General features: G+C 69.9%; 10 protein-coding genes. 5 read left to right on the forward strand and 5 right to left on the reverse strand.

What is annotated here, in order from left to right; genetic code table 11:
• Positions 1 to 579: 579 nt before the first annotated feature.
• A complete protein-coding gene (locus ACQEXA_RS48835; RefSeq protein ID WP_433133085.1) occupies positions 580 to 4,293 on the forward strand; it encodes a WD40 repeat domain-containing serine/threonine protein kinase in 3,714 nt (1,237 codons plus the stop codon).
• A 10-nt stretch (positions 4,294 to 4,303) separates the two neighbouring features.
• On the opposite strand, the gene ACQEXA_RS48840 is transcribed toward ACQEXA_RS48835, so the two are convergent.
• A complete protein-coding gene (locus ACQEXA_RS48840; protein WP_359391840.1) occupies positions 4,304 to 4,540 on the reverse strand; it encodes a hypothetical protein in 237 nt (78 codons plus the stop codon).
• Positions 4,541 to 4,573: 33 nt separating this feature from the next.
• Complete coding sequence (locus ACQEXA_RS48845; protein ID WP_432923837.1) at positions 4,574 to 6,508, reverse strand: P-loop ATPase, Sll1717 family; 1,935 nt, start codon at positions 6,506 to 6,508, stop codon at positions 4,574 to 4,576.
• Positions 6,509 to 6,883: 375 nt separating this feature from the next.
• Between ACQEXA_RS48845 and ACQEXA_RS48850 the strand changes: the two genes are divergently transcribed.
• Positions 6,884 to 8,242, forward strand: coding sequence for an IS4 family transposase (locus ACQEXA_RS48850; protein ID WP_433133087.1), 1,359 nt, complete (start codon positions 6,884 to 6,886; stop codon positions 8,240 to 8,242).
• Between the two features lie 36 nt (positions 8,243 to 8,278).
• Here the strand turns inward: ACQEXA_RS48850 and ACQEXA_RS48855 are convergent, their stop codons facing one another.
• Positions 8,279 to 9,028 (reverse strand): SDR family NAD(P)-dependent oxidoreductase, encoded by a 750-nt coding sequence (locus ACQEXA_RS48855; protein ID WP_432938894.1) that lies wholly within the window; start codon positions 9,026 to 9,028, stop codon positions 8,279 to 8,281.
• Positions 9,029 to 9,804: 776 nt separating this feature from the next.
• Between ACQEXA_RS48855 and ACQEXA_RS48860 the strand changes: the two genes are divergently transcribed.
• Positions 9,805 to 10,161, forward strand: coding sequence for a hypothetical protein (locus tag ACQEXA_RS48860; protein WP_432923835.1), 357 nt, complete (start codon positions 9,805 to 9,807; stop codon positions 10,159 to 10,161).
• On the opposite strand, the gene ACQEXA_RS48865 is transcribed toward ACQEXA_RS48860, so the two are convergent.
• Positions 10,130 to 10,450, reverse strand: a complete 321-nt coding sequence (locus ACQEXA_RS48865; protein ID WP_432923833.1) for a helix-turn-helix domain-containing protein — start codon at positions 10,448 to 10,450, stop codon at positions 10,130 to 10,132. The two genes, ACQEXA_RS48860 and ACQEXA_RS48865, sit on opposite strands and share 32 nt — an antisense overlap.
• An 88-nt stretch (positions 10,451 to 10,538) precedes the next feature.
• On the opposite strand from ACQEXA_RS48865, the gene ACQEXA_RS48870 reads away from it, so the two are divergent.
• Positions 10,539 to 10,865 (forward strand): PH domain-containing protein, encoded by a 327-nt coding sequence (locus ACQEXA_RS48870; protein ID WP_432920489.1) that lies wholly within the window; start codon positions 10,539 to 10,541, stop codon positions 10,863 to 10,865.
• A 585-nt stretch (positions 10,866 to 11,450) separates the two neighbouring features.
• Here the strand turns inward: ACQEXA_RS48870 and ACQEXA_RS48875 are convergent.
• A complete protein-coding gene (locus tag ACQEXA_RS48875; RefSeq protein ID WP_432923289.1) occupies positions 11,451 to 12,911 on the reverse strand; it encodes an IS1380 family transposase in 1,461 nt (486 codons plus the stop codon).
• Between the two features lie 134 nt (positions 12,912 to 13,045).
• Between ACQEXA_RS48875 and ACQEXA_RS48880 the strand changes: the two genes are divergently transcribed.
• Positions 13,046 to 14,548 (forward strand): alkaline phosphatase family protein, encoded by a 1,503-nt coding sequence (locus tag ACQEXA_RS48880; protein WP_433133089.1) that lies wholly within the window; start codon positions 13,046 to 13,048, stop codon positions 14,546 to 14,548.
• The last annotated feature ends 483 nt before the right edge of the window (positions 14,549 to 15,031 follow it).

The raw sequence follows: 15,031 nt of genomic DNA on the forward strand, positions 1-15,031 counted from the left end.
AGGCACAGGTGGTTCGCCGACCCGGCGCCCCTGCCCGGACGCCGACCCGCACCCGCCCCTCAGACCCCTTCTGCTTCTGTCAGGTCCACGGCACCCGCGCCCGCCGCGGGCGGAGCTCTCGACCCGTCACTGAGGCGGTGCGATCTTGGGCTGCGTCCGGCAATGCCGCCGCCCGTCGCCGCGAAGCGCCCACCGTGCGCATCGCTGACTGCCGCTCGGGATCCGGTCCTCTGTCGGACTCTGGCTGAGGCTGGAAGGGGATGATGGGGCATCTGGGGGCGGTGCTGCTGCCTCGGCCGGCGGTCCAAGTGGGACTGACGGGAGGGCTCGCCCGGCGCGGGGCTACGTTTGGCGAGGGCGCAGTGGTGCAACAAGGGGCCGCCTCGCCTCAACCGCCCCTGCCCGGGCCGACGTTCGAGGCAAAGACAAGCCCCGCTGCGCGGCTCGGGCCGCGCGGGTGTGGGACAACCACCCCCGCGGGGACTTCGCTGGAACAGGGAGACCCGGTGTGGCGACGGATGTGTCACGACCCGTACCAGCGCGTAGCGTTGAGGTGGGTGACATGGCGAAGGGGATGCGGTGTTGGCGGGGGAGACGCGGGAAAACGGCTCGGGCTGGCGCGTCGGTGAGCGGGTGCTCGGCCTGTACGACGTGACCGCGGTGCACGGCGAGGGCGGCATGGGGCTGGTGCACCGGGTCCGGCACCTGGGATGGGGCGTCGACCTGGCCGTCAAGAGTCCGCGGCCGGAGCTGCTGCGCGGCCCGGCGGACCGGGAGCGGTTCGTCCGCGAGGCCGAGACCTGGGTGGACCTGGGGCTGCATCCACATGTGTGCGCCTGCCACTACGTACGCACCGTGGCCGGGGTACCGAGAGTCTTCGCCGAGTATGTGGACGGCGGCAGCCTGCGGGCACGGATCGACGACCGGCGGCTGTACCGGGGGTCGCCCGAGGAGGTTCTGGCCCGGGTGCTGGACATCGCCATCCAGACGGCCTGGGGGCTGGCGCACGCCCATCAGCGCGGTGTCGTCCATCAGGACGTCAAGCCCGGCAACGTGCTGCTCGGCGCGGACGGCGTCGCGAAGATCACCGACTTCGGGCTGGCCAGGGCCCGCCGCTTCGGTGCCGACGAGCAGCCCGTGTCCTTCGACGGCGTCCCGTCCGGCGGAGCCGAGAGTGCCGCCACCGCGTTGCTGACCCAGGGCGGCCTGACTCCTGCCTATGCCTCGCCCGAGCAGGTGCGTGGGGCACCGCTGGACGGCCGTACGGATGTGTTCAGCCTGGCGGTGAGCATCCTGGAGATGTTCACCGGCGAGGTGACCTGGGGCTTCGGACCCGCGGCCGGACCGGCCCTGGCAGCGTATCGCCTCAGCCCGCCGCCCCCGCCACCGCTGGTGTCACTGCCCGGCCGGCTTGCCGCGCTGCTGGAACGCTGCCTGCACGACGACCGCGCCGGGCGCCCGGCACGGATGACCGCGGTGGCGGCCGAACTGGCCGCGGTATACGCGGCCGAACTGGACCGCCCCTACCCCCGCCGGGCTCCGACCGCGGCCGAACTGCGCGCCGACGAACTCACCAACCGTGCCATGTCGCTGCTGGACCTGGGCCGGAGCGCCGACGCGGAGGCGCTGCTGGCCGAGGCGCACGAGGCCGACCCGCAGCACCCGGAGGCGGTGCACAACCTGGGCCTGCTGCGCTGGCGTTCCGGCGGCACCGCGGACGACATGCTGCTGGCGAGGCTGTCCTCGGCACTGGAGAGCGCGGACAGCGGGAGCCGATGGCGGGCCGAACTGGGCCTCGCCGCAGTCCACTTGGAGCGCGGCGACCCTCAGGCGGCGCTGCCGCCGCTGGCCCGGGCCCGCCGGACGGCGCCAGACGACGTGGAGGTGGCCGCGGCTCTGGAGGCGGCGCAGTCCCCCACGTGGGACACGGCCGCCGGACGGCTGGTGCGTACGCTGCGCGGCACCGAGAAGTTCGTGCACGCGGTCGCGCTCACCCCGGACGCCCGGCGTGCCCTGTCCGGCGGCGAGGAGGGCGAGGTGCTGCTGTGGGACGCCGAATCCGGGCGGCTCCTGGGCAAGTTCGCCGGGCACGAGAAAGCCGTTCACGCGGTAGCCCTGACGGCGGACGGCGGCCGGGCCCTCACCGGAGACCACAGCGGCCGGGTCCTGCTGTGGGACACCGGGACCGGGCGGGTTGTGCGCGAGTTGGCCGGGCACACGGGCTCGGTGCGGTCCTGCGTCTTCGGCGCGGACCAGCGGACCGCCGTGACGGGGGGCTGGGACGGGACCGTGCGCTGGTGGGAGACCGCGACAGGGCGCTGTCTGCGGGTGCTCGAACCGCCCCGCCGCGACGCACGCCATCCGGCCTCCGTCGGGGCCCTGGCCCTGGCCGGGGACGGGCACACTCTGCTGGTCGGCGCCGGGAACGTGGTCGGGGTCTGGGACCTGACGACCGGCCGGTGCCTGCGCACACTCGACGGCTGCCATGAGCCGCCCGCCGCGCTCGCCCCTGACGGACGGCACGCCCTGACCGGGGGCGACCGCGGTCTGATCTGGTGGGACCTGTCCTCCGGCGAGCGCGCCCGCGCCATGAGAGCGGACCCCAGGGGGACGGTGGCGGCAGCGGTCGCGCCGGACGGACGGCACGCCGTCACCGGTGCCGTCGGCGGCGCCCTGCGCCTGTGGGACCTGACCCGGGGACGCTGCCTGTGGACCGTCCCGGCGCACCTGGGAGTCGTCTCCTCGCTGACCTTGAGCGCCGACGGCCTCCGGGCGCTGACCGGCGGCGACACCGTACGGCTGTGGCAGCTGCCGGCGCCGGGTGCGTACACCGCTCCGTATCAGATCTGCCGCCCCCGCTCGCACGGCGAACTGGCCCTGCACCAGGACCGCGTGGACCGGCTGCTGGAGGCGGCCGAACGGGCCCGTCGGCAGCACCACTACGCCGAGGCGATCGGCCTGGTCGCCGACGCCAGGGCGCTGCCGGGGCATGAGCGCGACGAACGGGTTCTGGCCGCCTGGCACCTGCTGTCGCTGTGCTGTGTGCGCGTCGGGGTGCGGGGCGCATGGCCGGCCGGAGCGGTCCGGGTGGGCTCGCACGTATATCAGGCCGAGGCCACCGCCGACGGCCGCCGGGCGCTGTGTGCCGACTTGGACGGACTGCGGCTGTGGGACCTGGACGCCGCACGCCCGCTGCGCGCCTTCACCGGGCACGCCGGGGATGTCCGGTGCGTCTCGCTCGCCCCGGACGAGCGGCGGGCTCTGTCCGGCGGTGCGGACGGTACCGTACGGCTGTGGGACCTGGCCGACGGGCGATGTCTGCGGGTGATCGACGGCTACTGCGGCCGGATCGAAAGCGTGCGGTTCAGCCCGGACGGGCTGGTGGCCTTCGCCGGCGGCGCCGACGGCTCGGTGCGCTGCTGGGAACTCGACGGCGGCCGGCCGCTCGCCCAGTACCGGCCGCACAGCAGTGCCACACAGGCCCTGTGCCCGAGCGCGGACGGCCGGCTGGTGCTCTCCGGCGGCCGGGGCGACCTGGTGATGCTGTGGGACCTGGAACAGGCACTGAGAGTACGCGAGTTCCACGAGCCGAATGTGAACCCGACCGTCCTCAAGGCCGACATCGTCTCCGACGCCCGGCTGACCCCGGACGGCCGGCTCGCGGTCACCGCCAACTCCGACGGCCGGGTACGGGTGTGGAACATCGCCGACGGCCGCCTGCTGCACGTGGCCGACCAGCACGCGACCGAGGACGGATGGGCGAACGTCATGACCGCGGTGACCGTCTCGGCGGACAGCCGCTTCGCGCTCGCCGCCAACTGGGACACAGCCGTACGCCTGCTCGACCTCCGGACCGGACGCAGGCTGCGTACGCTCGCCGAACACACCAACTGGGTGACGACCGTCCACCTGAGCGCCGACGGCCGGTATGCGGTGTCCGGCGGCACGGACGGCACCCTGCGCCGGTGGGAGATCGACTGGGAACTGGAGCCGCGGCTGCCCGCGGACTGGGACGAAGGGGCCCGGCCGTACCTGAACGCCTTCCTCGACCTGCGCACCCGCTACCGATGGCAGCAGGAGCAGGGCTCGCCCCGCGACGTTTCGCTCGGACTCGGGCCCGTGACGTCCCGGCTGGCCAGGACCGGGCCTCCAGTGTGGGGCGAGGACGATGTCGCCACCCTGCTGCGGAACCTGGGACGCGCCGGGTACGGCTGGCTGCGGCCCGAGGGGGTGCGGGCCGAACTGGAACGAGCGGCCGCGGCCCGGGAATCGGAGTGGGAAGGAGACTGGTGAGCCGAGCTGTTCAGTGCAGCTGGTCCAGGTCCGGGGCGGACATCACCGAACCGCACCTGGAGCAGCGCGGGACGGCGCCTCCGGTCTGGGTCACGCAGCGGTCGCAGTAGTACCCGGGGCAGGTCGTGCAGTGCCAGAACACCACTGCCCAATTCTCCGGATCATTCACCGCAATCGGATTGCCGCCCGCGATCCTGGAGACGGACAGCAGACGGGGACATCCCCCGGAACACATCATCACCGTCATGCCACCAGACGATAGCAATGTGCCGACGAGCCGTCAGCTGCGGAAGTCGCCCGAACCGCCCGTGCTTCCGCCCACCGCGCGGACCAACCGTTCGGCCTCGTCGTCCAGTTTCCACGCGACGCTGTCCCTACCGTCGTCCTCCACATGACTCGCCCGCAACTGCCCGGCCAGCAGCGTGAAATAACGTGCGGCATCGAGCAGGAGGACGCCGGTGTCGACCGGGCGTCCCGAGCGCAGCCGCAGCAGGCCGTCCTGGGCGTGGCCCATCATCCGCGTCAACTGCCACAGCACCTGCGCCCGGGTGTCGTCGGGCAGTCTGGTGGCCCGCCCCACGGCGGCCTGCACGGAACCGCAGGACCTCGACAGCCGGTCGAGCAGCGCGAAGTCCCGCCCCACCGGTGGGCCCGCCGCCGAACCGGCCGAGCGGTGACCGCTCTGCGGCGACCCCCACGAGGGTGGCGGAGATCCATCGGGGGAGAGCAAGCCAGGGTGGAAGGAGCGCAACGCGGTCGGCTGGGTGCACCCCAGTGCGGGACGGAAGCACGGGTGGATGTGGAACTCCGTCTCATGCGGCTGTACCGGAAGCTTGCCGCTGCTGACGTAGACCACGTCGCCGCCCCGCCGTACCCCGAGGAAGTTCACCGCGAACAGCGTGTCGATCACGGCGGACGGCGTGAGCGCCTCGGTGTACGCGGGGAAGGTGCTGTGGAGGGTCGGCACGTACGCCGCGAACCGCTCCTCGATCGCGCTCCGGGTGGCCACGTAGCCGGCGTTGTCGAAGAGCAGCGGCAAACGGCCGAGATACGGGTGGGCGACCAGGTATTCGTTCGCGAGGTCCTGCAGCTTCCACTGGGAGAACTGCCGGGTGGCCTCGTTGATGTCCGCCTCGGTGACCACCTGGTGGTCGTGTTCGACCGCCGTGTCACGGCACAGGTTGAGGTACTGGATGACATCGCGGGGACGCGGAAGGCAGGTGCCGAGGAGTCGTTCGACGGTGTCCCTGCCGTCGACCGTGTGCGGGAAGATTCCGCCCCATAGCTGATCCCGCGTCAGTTCGACCCCGGCGGACGCGCGCGCCCGGGCGAGGGCGAGCTCACTCAGGTCCTCGAGGGTCCATTGGATACGCAGCTCGTCGCCATGGAACTTGTCGCCCTCGCCGAAGGCGAGCATGTCGTAGATGTCCGAGCGCAGGAACAGCAGGCAGCGCATCCAGTCGCCGTACCGGGCCGCGATGTGCTTGGCGGCCAGCAGTAGTCCGATCACCATGGCGTGGCTGTCAGGATCGCTGGACCACACCTGCTCCAGCTGGTCCACGAGCAGGAGCAGACGGCCGTGGGAGTCCACGCAGCCGAGCGCGTCGAAGGCGTCCGCCACTCCCTGCTCGACCACCTCCAGCTGCCGAGTGGCCCGAGCGCCCTCCGTGGTCGAACCGGTCACGTCCAGACCGGCCTTGACACCGAAGACCTCCAGGGACAGCGACGTCTGCAGTCCGCGCGCCCCGGTGGCGAGCCGGTCGTAGAGCCGGTCCTGGAGCAACTCGCCGTTCGCGTGCAGGAACTTGCGCAGACGGCGAACGGCCCGGGGCTGCCGCCAGCCGTGCACTCGGGCGTGTTCCACCAGGTGCCGGGCCGCCTGCACGGCGAATACGTACCGCCAGATCAGGGACTTGGCCGTATCACCGGTCAGGCCCTGCAACTCGAACCGGCGGATCTCGTCGCCCGCCGCGTCGTCCGGGGTGATCAGCACGGTGCCGCCCGGATGGCCACCGACGGCCAGCTGCATGCAGAGCGCGCTCTTACCGGAGCCCTTCCGGCCGAGGATCAGCATCTTCCGCCCCGACAGCGCCGCGTCGTACGCCGTGGTGCGGACGAAGCCCGCGCGCAGCAGGCCACTGGCGATGTCACGTTCGGCGTCCTCGTGGCCGAAGTACAGGCGCTTGACTGGTGCCGACTCGGCCGGTTCGCCCATGGACTGCATCTCTCCCTTTGGCGCCTGACTACGGGGAACTCCGCGCGCTGATCAGGGTATTGGGCAGTCACCATGACAGGCCAGGCGAAGTGGACCGAGCGGGAGGCCTTCCTTCTGAACGCCCCGGAGCATCCAGCCGGAAGCACATCACAGCCTGAGTTGAATATCCATCAGCTCGTCCTCCTGTGTCGCCGATGCTCGAGGCCGTGCTCCTGGGATTGAGTGTCAAGTTCGGGTGGCGGGTGGGGGGTGGTCGAGCTCTAGATCCAATCCCGTGTAGATAGCGCGTGGGGCCTGTGTGCCAAGTGGCCTGAAACGGGACGGAGCTCCTGCTAGAACCGTGTCGACCAAGATCACTGTTCGGCGGGAGCTCCGTTGGGTACCCAGTCTGTCATTTCTCGTGAAGTTGTTGTTGCCGCCGGGGCGTTCGCGCCCGGCCATCTGGGCGAGTTGACCCGGATCATCTCGTTCGAGATGGTCGACGAGGCGTTGACGCAGACGGGCAGGGTGCAGGAGCGGGTGCGGGACCTGCCGTCCCGGGTGGTGGTGTATCTGCTGCTGGCAGGGTGTCTGTTCCCCGGGCTGGGCTGGCGGCAGGTGTGGCAGCGGTTGACGGCGGGACTGGAAGGGCTGACGGTTGCGGACCCGACCGGTGGTGCGCTGGCACAGGCCCGCAGGCGGGTGGGGGCCGAGCCGCTGCGATGGCTGTTCGACCTGCTGCGTGGACCGGCCGCCGGCATCGCCACCACCGGCGTGTGGTGGCGCGGGCTGCTGGTCTGCGCGATCGACGGCACCACCATGGCGGTGCCCGACAGCCCGGCGAATCTGACCGAATACACTAAACACCGCTGCAACAACGGTGGTGCGGGATATCCAGCGTTGCGACTCCTGGTGCTGGTGTCCTGCGGCACCCGCACGGTCATCGACGCGGTGTTCGGACCAACCACTGACGGCGAGACGACGTACGCGCCGCGCCTGCTCCGCAGCCTGCGCAAGGGCATGATCGTGCTGCTGGACCGGAACTTCGCCGCCCAAGCGCTGGTGACCGCCATGGCCAGGACCGGCGCGCACGTGCTGACCCGTGTGAAGAACGGCCGTCGGCTGCCCGTCCTGGGCCGCTGCGGTGACGGCTCCTACCTTTCGGCAATCGGCGCCGTCCCCGTGCGGGTCATCGACTGCGAGATCACCATCACCACGGCCACGGGACGCAGCACCGGCCTCTACCGCCTCGTCACCACACTGACCGACCACAGGACCCACCCCGTCGCCGAACTGATCACCCTGTACCGCCAGCGCTGGGAGATCGAGACCGCGTATCTGGAGATCAAGTCCACCACCCTGGGCGGCCGTGTCCTGCGCGCCCGCACCCCGGACGGTGTCTCCCAAGAGCTCTACGCCCTGCTGGTCACCTACCAGGCCCTGCGCCTGGCCATGGCCGACGCCACCGCCGCCCGGCCCGGCATCGACCCCGACCGGGCCAGCTTCACCACCGCCCTGAACACCGCCCGCGACCTGGTCATCCAGGCCGCGGGCGTCATCGCCGACACGGTCGTCGACCTCGTCGGGGCCATCGGCCGCCGCGTCCTGGCCGACCTCATGCCCGACCGACGCATCCGCACCCGGCCCCGCGTCGTCAAACGCGCGATCTCCAAGTACAACGCCAAAGGCACCATCGACCGGACCAGCTACAAGGCCACCATCAGCATCGACATCCTGACCGCACCAGGACCTTGACACCCAGCCCAGCCGCCTATCTACACGGCATTGGCTCTAGATCTGGGCAAAGCCCCCGTCGACGAAGAGTTCGGCTCCCGTGGTGAAGGAGCTCTGGTCCGATGCGAGGAAGACGGCTGCGGCGGCGACTTCGTCGGCGCGGCCCATCCGGCCGAGCGGAATCATCGGGGTGAGGGCGTCCGCGAGTTGCTGTTCGCCTTCTGCCGGGCTCCCCAGGCTACGGATGCCCGGGGTCTCGATGGGGCCAGGGCTGATGGCGTTGACCCGGATGTCGCGGGCCGCGAGCTCGGCGGCCCAGGTGCGGGCCAGGTTGCGGTCGGCTGCCTTGGTGGCGCTGTAGACGCCCATCGCCTCCAAACCCTTCGACGCGTTGATCGAGGAGAGCACGATCACCGAGGCGCCGTCCGGAAGCAGGGGGAGTGCCTTCTGGACGGTGAAGAGCGTCCCCTTGACATTGATGCCGAAGACCTTGTCGTACTGCTCTTCGGTGATCTCCCCCAGTCGGGCGAGTTCGGCGACTCCTGCGTTGGCCACGACGACATCAAGCCGCCCGCTGCGCTCCTTGATGGTGGAGAAGAGCCGGTCGAGATCATCGAGATGAGAGACATCGCTCTGAACGCCGATGGCCCGTGGCCCGATGGTTTCCATGGCCGTATCCAGTTCGCCCTTGCGACGGCCGGTGAGGTAGACGGTGGCGCCTTCCTCGGCGAACCGACGGGCGATGGCCAGACCGATTCCGGTGGAGCCACCGGTCACCAGGGTCACCTTCTCATCTAGCTGTCCCATGATGCCCACTTCCTTGAAGTAGCACATTTCGCTGTATATGGGAGCTTTCAATGCATCTGCAGCGCTGCCGGTTGCGGCGGTATTCCCGTGGGTGACGGTCGTCGAGGGCAAACGGTCGGACTGCGAGTCGCGGGTCGGCGGGCCGTGGGCGCTGGCCAGTCGGAATGCGCCGAGAATCGAATGCGTGAACGATTGCTCGCCGTCAAGTGTGGAGCTTCTGTCGTGGTCCAGCACGGGACGGGACTGGTGCCGCCGTGCGGCACTGCCGTCCGGACCCCGAGCTCAGCGCCGGAAGAACTCGCGCTCGCGGCAGTCCTGCACCTGGCAGTGGTGGGGGCGGGCGCCGCGATGCTCAAAGCGCTCGTTCGTGCGCGGCCGGCGTCATCGAACCCCGTAGCCGGTCAACTGCGCTGTCAACAGTCCGAGTTCAGGCTGCTTGATCACGGCCTTCCGCAATCGCGCGGGAACTTGTAGTTCATCATCCGGCCGAAGACGTGCTCGACGCGGCGCCCACTCTGCGACGACCGACCTTGGGGGGTGTTTCTACTGGTGGGGGCACTTTCCGGTGTGGGACCGGGCTGCTCGTGAAGTGGATGTGGTCTGCACTACAACCATTCGGAGGCCCGGCTGGTCTGACCTGATGACCGATACGCGAGGACAGTGCTCTTCACGGGGTGTGACGGGTTATGCGGTGTTTTGCCGCGCCTTGTGCACTGTCCGGCGTGCCCGATCGTCACCAGCGAAGTCAGTCACCTGGAGCAAGGGGGAGCTTTCTCATGCGTGCTCGCAGCATCCTGGTTGTGGCGGCGGCATCGGCCGCCGCTCTGCTTCCGGCGGCTTCAGCCGTCGCGGGGACGGGCCCGGCCCCGTCGCCCGGCAAGCAGCACCTGACAGCCCGTTCCACCGCCCCGTCGGAGGCGGGCAACCCGCTCAGCGTCAGCGCACAGACCGCGGGCGTGTGCGCGGATGCGTACCAGATCGGCGCCACCGCCTACATCGACCGGGCGGGAGCCCACGCGGCCTCCGTCAAGCAGTTCTACTCGCCCTCCTGCAAGCGCAACTACGGATACGTCTGGGTGTGGCAGAGCTTCCGCACCAAGATCAAGGACTACGATGGCAGGCCAGGGCCTTGACCTCGGCGACTTGCAGCGCGGTGAACACCGGCGGACGGCCGCTGCGTTCACGGTCGGACAGCCCAGGCAGGCCGTGTTCGGCGAACCGGCTCCGCCAGAGGCGCACCGTGTCCAGGTGCAGGCCCGTCTCTCGGGCGATACGCGCGTTGGAGCGTCCGCGTGCCGCGTGCAGGACGATGTGCGTGCGCATCCGCAGCCGGTACTCGGTCTTGTGGCCGTAGGCCATCTTCTTCAGCCGCTTTCGCTCGGCGGCGGTCAGGGTTATCGGGCGGGCCGGGGCAACGGGCATGCAACGACGGCCGATCGGGAGAAGTGGATCACGACAGCCCGTATCCTGCCGTGCCCCGCCCTGCGGCCCCTCGGGCAGGATGGCTGCCATGCCCACACCCTCGGAGTCCACCCGGCTCTCGCTCGAGCAGCGCCTTGGCGAGCATGCCCGCACCACCTGGCCGCAGATCAGGCGGCTGCACGTCCGTCACCGCGGAGCCTTTGCCTACGTGGAGGCGGAACTGGCGGACGGCGAACGGGTCACGCTGATGCGCCTGCGCTACGGCGGAACCGCCAGCAGGTGGGGCTTCGCCCTCTACTACGCCAGCAGCGACCGCTACGAGGACTCCCTCCTGCCCACCGGCGGCTTCGCCGGCACCCCCCAAGACGCCCTCGACTGCGCCTGCCACCTCCACCTCGCCGCACTCGGCACCTGACCAGGCGATACACGCAACGTCGGCTCCCGCGTCAACCCCCGAAGGACTTCCGGCACGGACCACTTAGGAAGGTCATCCGTCTTGAACCGGAGCTTCGTTACTTGGGTGACGCGCCCGCTGGACATCGTCACATGGCCGTGTCCTGCACACCTACAAGGTCAACCCGCCTTTGAAATCGCCCCGCCTCGCGCCCGTTCTCCTAAGTCAACCGCAGGAATTAACCGACGCGTCTGCTCACCAACTTGGCGAATTCGGGCACCCCTTGGACAAGCATTCACGGAAATGCGGCCGTTCCGTTGAGTGCATGATGCATCTTATTGCGGTTGAAAGCTGAACGTGGGTCGGTTGCAGTCGGGGTGCAAAAGCCCCGAACCGTGAAATGCCAAGGAGAATGTGGATGCGCCGACCTGTCAACCTCGATTTTTCCGAGGGCTGATGGCGACGCCGGGAGCGGCTGGCTGCCCGATATGTCCCGTGCCGTGTCGGGACTGGCCGTCGCGTGACGCTGCGGGGGCGTCGGGTTCCACGGGCCCGAGGGTGGTGCGGTGCTGTCCTTTCCGGTGTCGTCGGGGCGGTGGCCGGCCGTCAGGTGAGGGCCGGGAGCTGGGTGGCCCGCTGCCAGGCGGTGGTGAACGCTGCTGTCCAGGGCCAGGTGCGGTCGAGGTGCAGGGTGCGCCTGCGGGCGTGGGCGGTGAGTCGGGCGGGCAGGTGGTACAGCTTCATGCGGATCGTCTCCGGCTCGGCTGCGGCGAGTTCGGGCTCGTCGTGCAGGAGGAGGAGCCGGGTCCATGCGTCGAGGTCGGCGGCGATCGTGGCGGCCAGCACCCAGGCGGCGTTCAACTGCCAGGACTTCGAGGGCAGCAACCCGAGGCCGACCCGCTTGATGGCTTTCACCCGGTCCTCGACCTCTGCGTGGTCACGGTAGAGGGCGTCGACGAACCACACCTGCCCGGAGCCGGGAATCCCGGAAAGTCCCTGGTGAGCGGGGACGTTCGTGGCGATGATCTGGTAGCGCCAGCCGGTGCGCTTCTCGAAGGCGGTCAGCTTCTTCGCGTCCCGCCGCGAGGGCTTGACCCGGCGCACGATCAGCCGCATCCCCTTGGGCCAGCCGGTCAGGTCGCGCAGGCCGGTCAGCTCGGCGACCTGGTAGGAGATCCATTCGCCGTCGGGGCCCTTGATCTCGTGGACCTCGCCGTCCTGCCGCAGCGCGGCCGTCCACGCCGTCTCGGGCAGCAGCGCGATGGCCTGCTCGTCCGTGGCGTTGATCGCCCAGCCGGTCACCCAGCGCACCCGGCGCCGGCTGGTGGTCAGGCGCTGGAGGTGGTCGAGGACGTCGTGGCTGAAGGCCGCGCCGTCGATCCGGACCAGCAGCTTCGACCACAGCGGCAGCGGGAGCTGCCGCAGCGCGGCGGCCAGGACCCTCTTGTGGTCGGCGACGTCGTTGGGCGGCGCGTTGCCGGGCCGCAGCAGCATGGCGACGCACTCGCGGGTGTTGGCCACCCACGCCCCCAGCGGCATGTGGCCGAAGCTGCCCTTGAAGGTGCCCGCCGCGCCTTCCTTCCGGCTGGTGCAGGTGACGATGGTCGCGTCCAAATCGAGGACGTACCAGCCGGTCACCTCCCGGCCGCACACCGCGATCCAGGGGAAGCCGCCGGGGCGCAGGGCGAGCAGCATCCACACCACGCGGCGTATCGCGGCGCGGGCGCGTTCCACCCGGGCCGCGACCGGGCCGTCGATCGCCGCCAGGGCGCGGCGCAGGGTGCTGTCCGAGACCGGCCGCGGGAACACCGGCCGCCAGTGGTACTGGAGTTGCTCGGCCTGAAGGACGTTCGTCGCGCCGAGCACGATCGCACAGGCCAGCTGGACCAGCGCCATGCCCCGGTCCCGCCAGCCCGGCCCGGTGCCCTTCGGTAACGCCGCACTCAGCGCGGTGGCCAGACCGACGCGGTCGGCGACCTTCCGCAGCAGCACCACGCCCGCGTGGCCGATCAGGTTCTTGCCGTCGGCCCGCACAGCAAGCCGGTGATCCCATTCGGTAGCCTGCACCTGTTGGGTGCCTCTTCTCTGCGACGGTTTTGATCTAGACAGTCCAGATCATCGCAGGCGGGAGGCACCCTTCTCCTGTTGGTGCGTCAGGTGACCGTCGCAGCTGAATTCATGAGGTCAAGCGCACACGGCTCATGATGGCCGCCGGGTCGATCGCCGCGCTCGTCGGCCTGACGACGCAGATCGCGTCCGCGGCGCCGACGCCCGCGGCCGCGCCCGCGGCTCAGACCAGCGCGTCGCCGATCAAGCACGTCGTCGAAATCATGTTGGAGAACCACTCGTTCGACAACCTGTTCGGCAACTTCCCGGGGGCCGACGGCATCCCGTCCGGCACCTCGTTGCAGAACCCGAACGCCACGTACCACTCCGCCCCCGATGTCAGTCCGGTGTGGGCCTCCCCGAACGAGGGCGACGTCTACAGCGGGATAGCCAACGGCCGGGCCGCCGAGCAGATGATGATGGACTACGAGCCCCACAAGGGCTACCTCATGGACCACTACACCATGTTCCCCGGCGAGGGCATGGCGTCCATCACCGAGTTCGGACCGGAGTTCACTCCGAACCAGCAGTACCTCGCCAGCCACTACGCGCTGGAGGACCACAACTTCCAGCCCGTGATCGCGCCGACCCAGCCGAACGTGATGTACGCGCTGAACGCCGACGGTCACGACTGGATGTACAACGATCTCAACCCGAACGACACCAAGCCCTGGAACTCGATCTTCGACGAGCTCGCGGCCCACAACCGCACCGGCAAGGTGTACTACGGCGTACCGCGGACCCATCTGACGGGCACCATCTGGGAGAAGATCGTCCCGCCGGACTTGACGGACCTGAGCACTACGGACCAGTTCATCTCCGACGCATCCTCAGGTAACCTGCCTGACTTCTCTTTCGTGCGCCCCGGCGTCGACTACAGCGGCGAGCCGGAGGAGGACCTCGGCAACCCTGACGCCTGGATCGGGCAGCTGGTCGACACCGTGGCCAAGAGCCCCGACTGGAATTCCACAGCCATCTTCGTCACCTACGACGAGGGCGGTGGCTTCTGGGACCACGTTGCCCCGCCGATGAACAACCAGTACGGCTACGGGTCGCGCACGCCCACGATGATCGTCTCCCCGTACGTGCGCGAGGGGGTCTTCCACCCGGAGACCACGAACATGTCGATCCTGTCGTTCATGCAGAAGCAGTGGGACATGCCGCCTCTGAACAACCTGAACGCCAAGCAGAACGACCTGAGCGACGCCTTCGACTTCGACCAGGCGCCCCTGCCCGCGCCGCAGATGCCAGTGGCGCCCGCGGACACGCTCGCCTTCCGGGGCGGCACGGACACCTCCCACGCCCCGATCCCCAAGCTGAACTCCAAGGCCACCTTCTACCTGGAGGCGAACGGCAGCGGGCTCTCGCTCGACTCCGCCGCCAATGGGCCGGTCACCCTGACGATCACCCCGCCTAGGGGCGTAGCGGTGCCCGCGAACTTCCCGAGCACCGTGAACCTCACCGACGGCTGGGCCTCGTTCGTCACAACCTTCACCCAGGCCGGGTACTACCGGATCAAGGCCGAGGGCCCGAACGGCAGCGTGGGCTGGCAGACCGTCGACGTCGGCGTCAACGCCAACACCCTGCCCACGCCGTAACACCGCGACATCCCGCCGGGTGCGGCCTTCCGTGGGCCGCACCCGGATCCACGCGCCAGCGCCAGCTCCGGCGATCGTCAAGGCCTCCGTCCTGCAGCCTCGGCTCGCCGACGGGGGGCTCCGCCATATCGATGCAAGCTCCGATCAGTTGAACCCCAGCAAGGTGATGGCCCAGCATTCGCCGCGACGTACGGTGACCGTCATCGGCGGCTCGGACATCCCGTGGTCCAGTGGAGGCGCAGGCCGCGCCATGCCCCGACGTCGCAGAACGAGCCCCCGGCGACGGCGACGTGGAGGCGATGTCGTCGGTGTCAGGACCCGCAGCAGGGGCCGGCCAGGATCGGATACGTCGACGTGGGCCCATCTGCTCGTGCGCCCCGCAGTCGGTACCCGGGGAGCTCGCCAACGCTACTGCGCCCGTGCGGCGAGCGTGAACGCCACCGCGAAGGGCCGCCGTCGGGAGCTGGTGCGGCGCGGTGAGTC

Source organism: Streptomyces sp. CA-106110 (assembly GCF_050936285.1).
Taxonomy (GTDB): Bacteria; Actinomycetota; Actinomycetes; order Streptomycetales; family Streptomycetaceae; genus Streptomyces.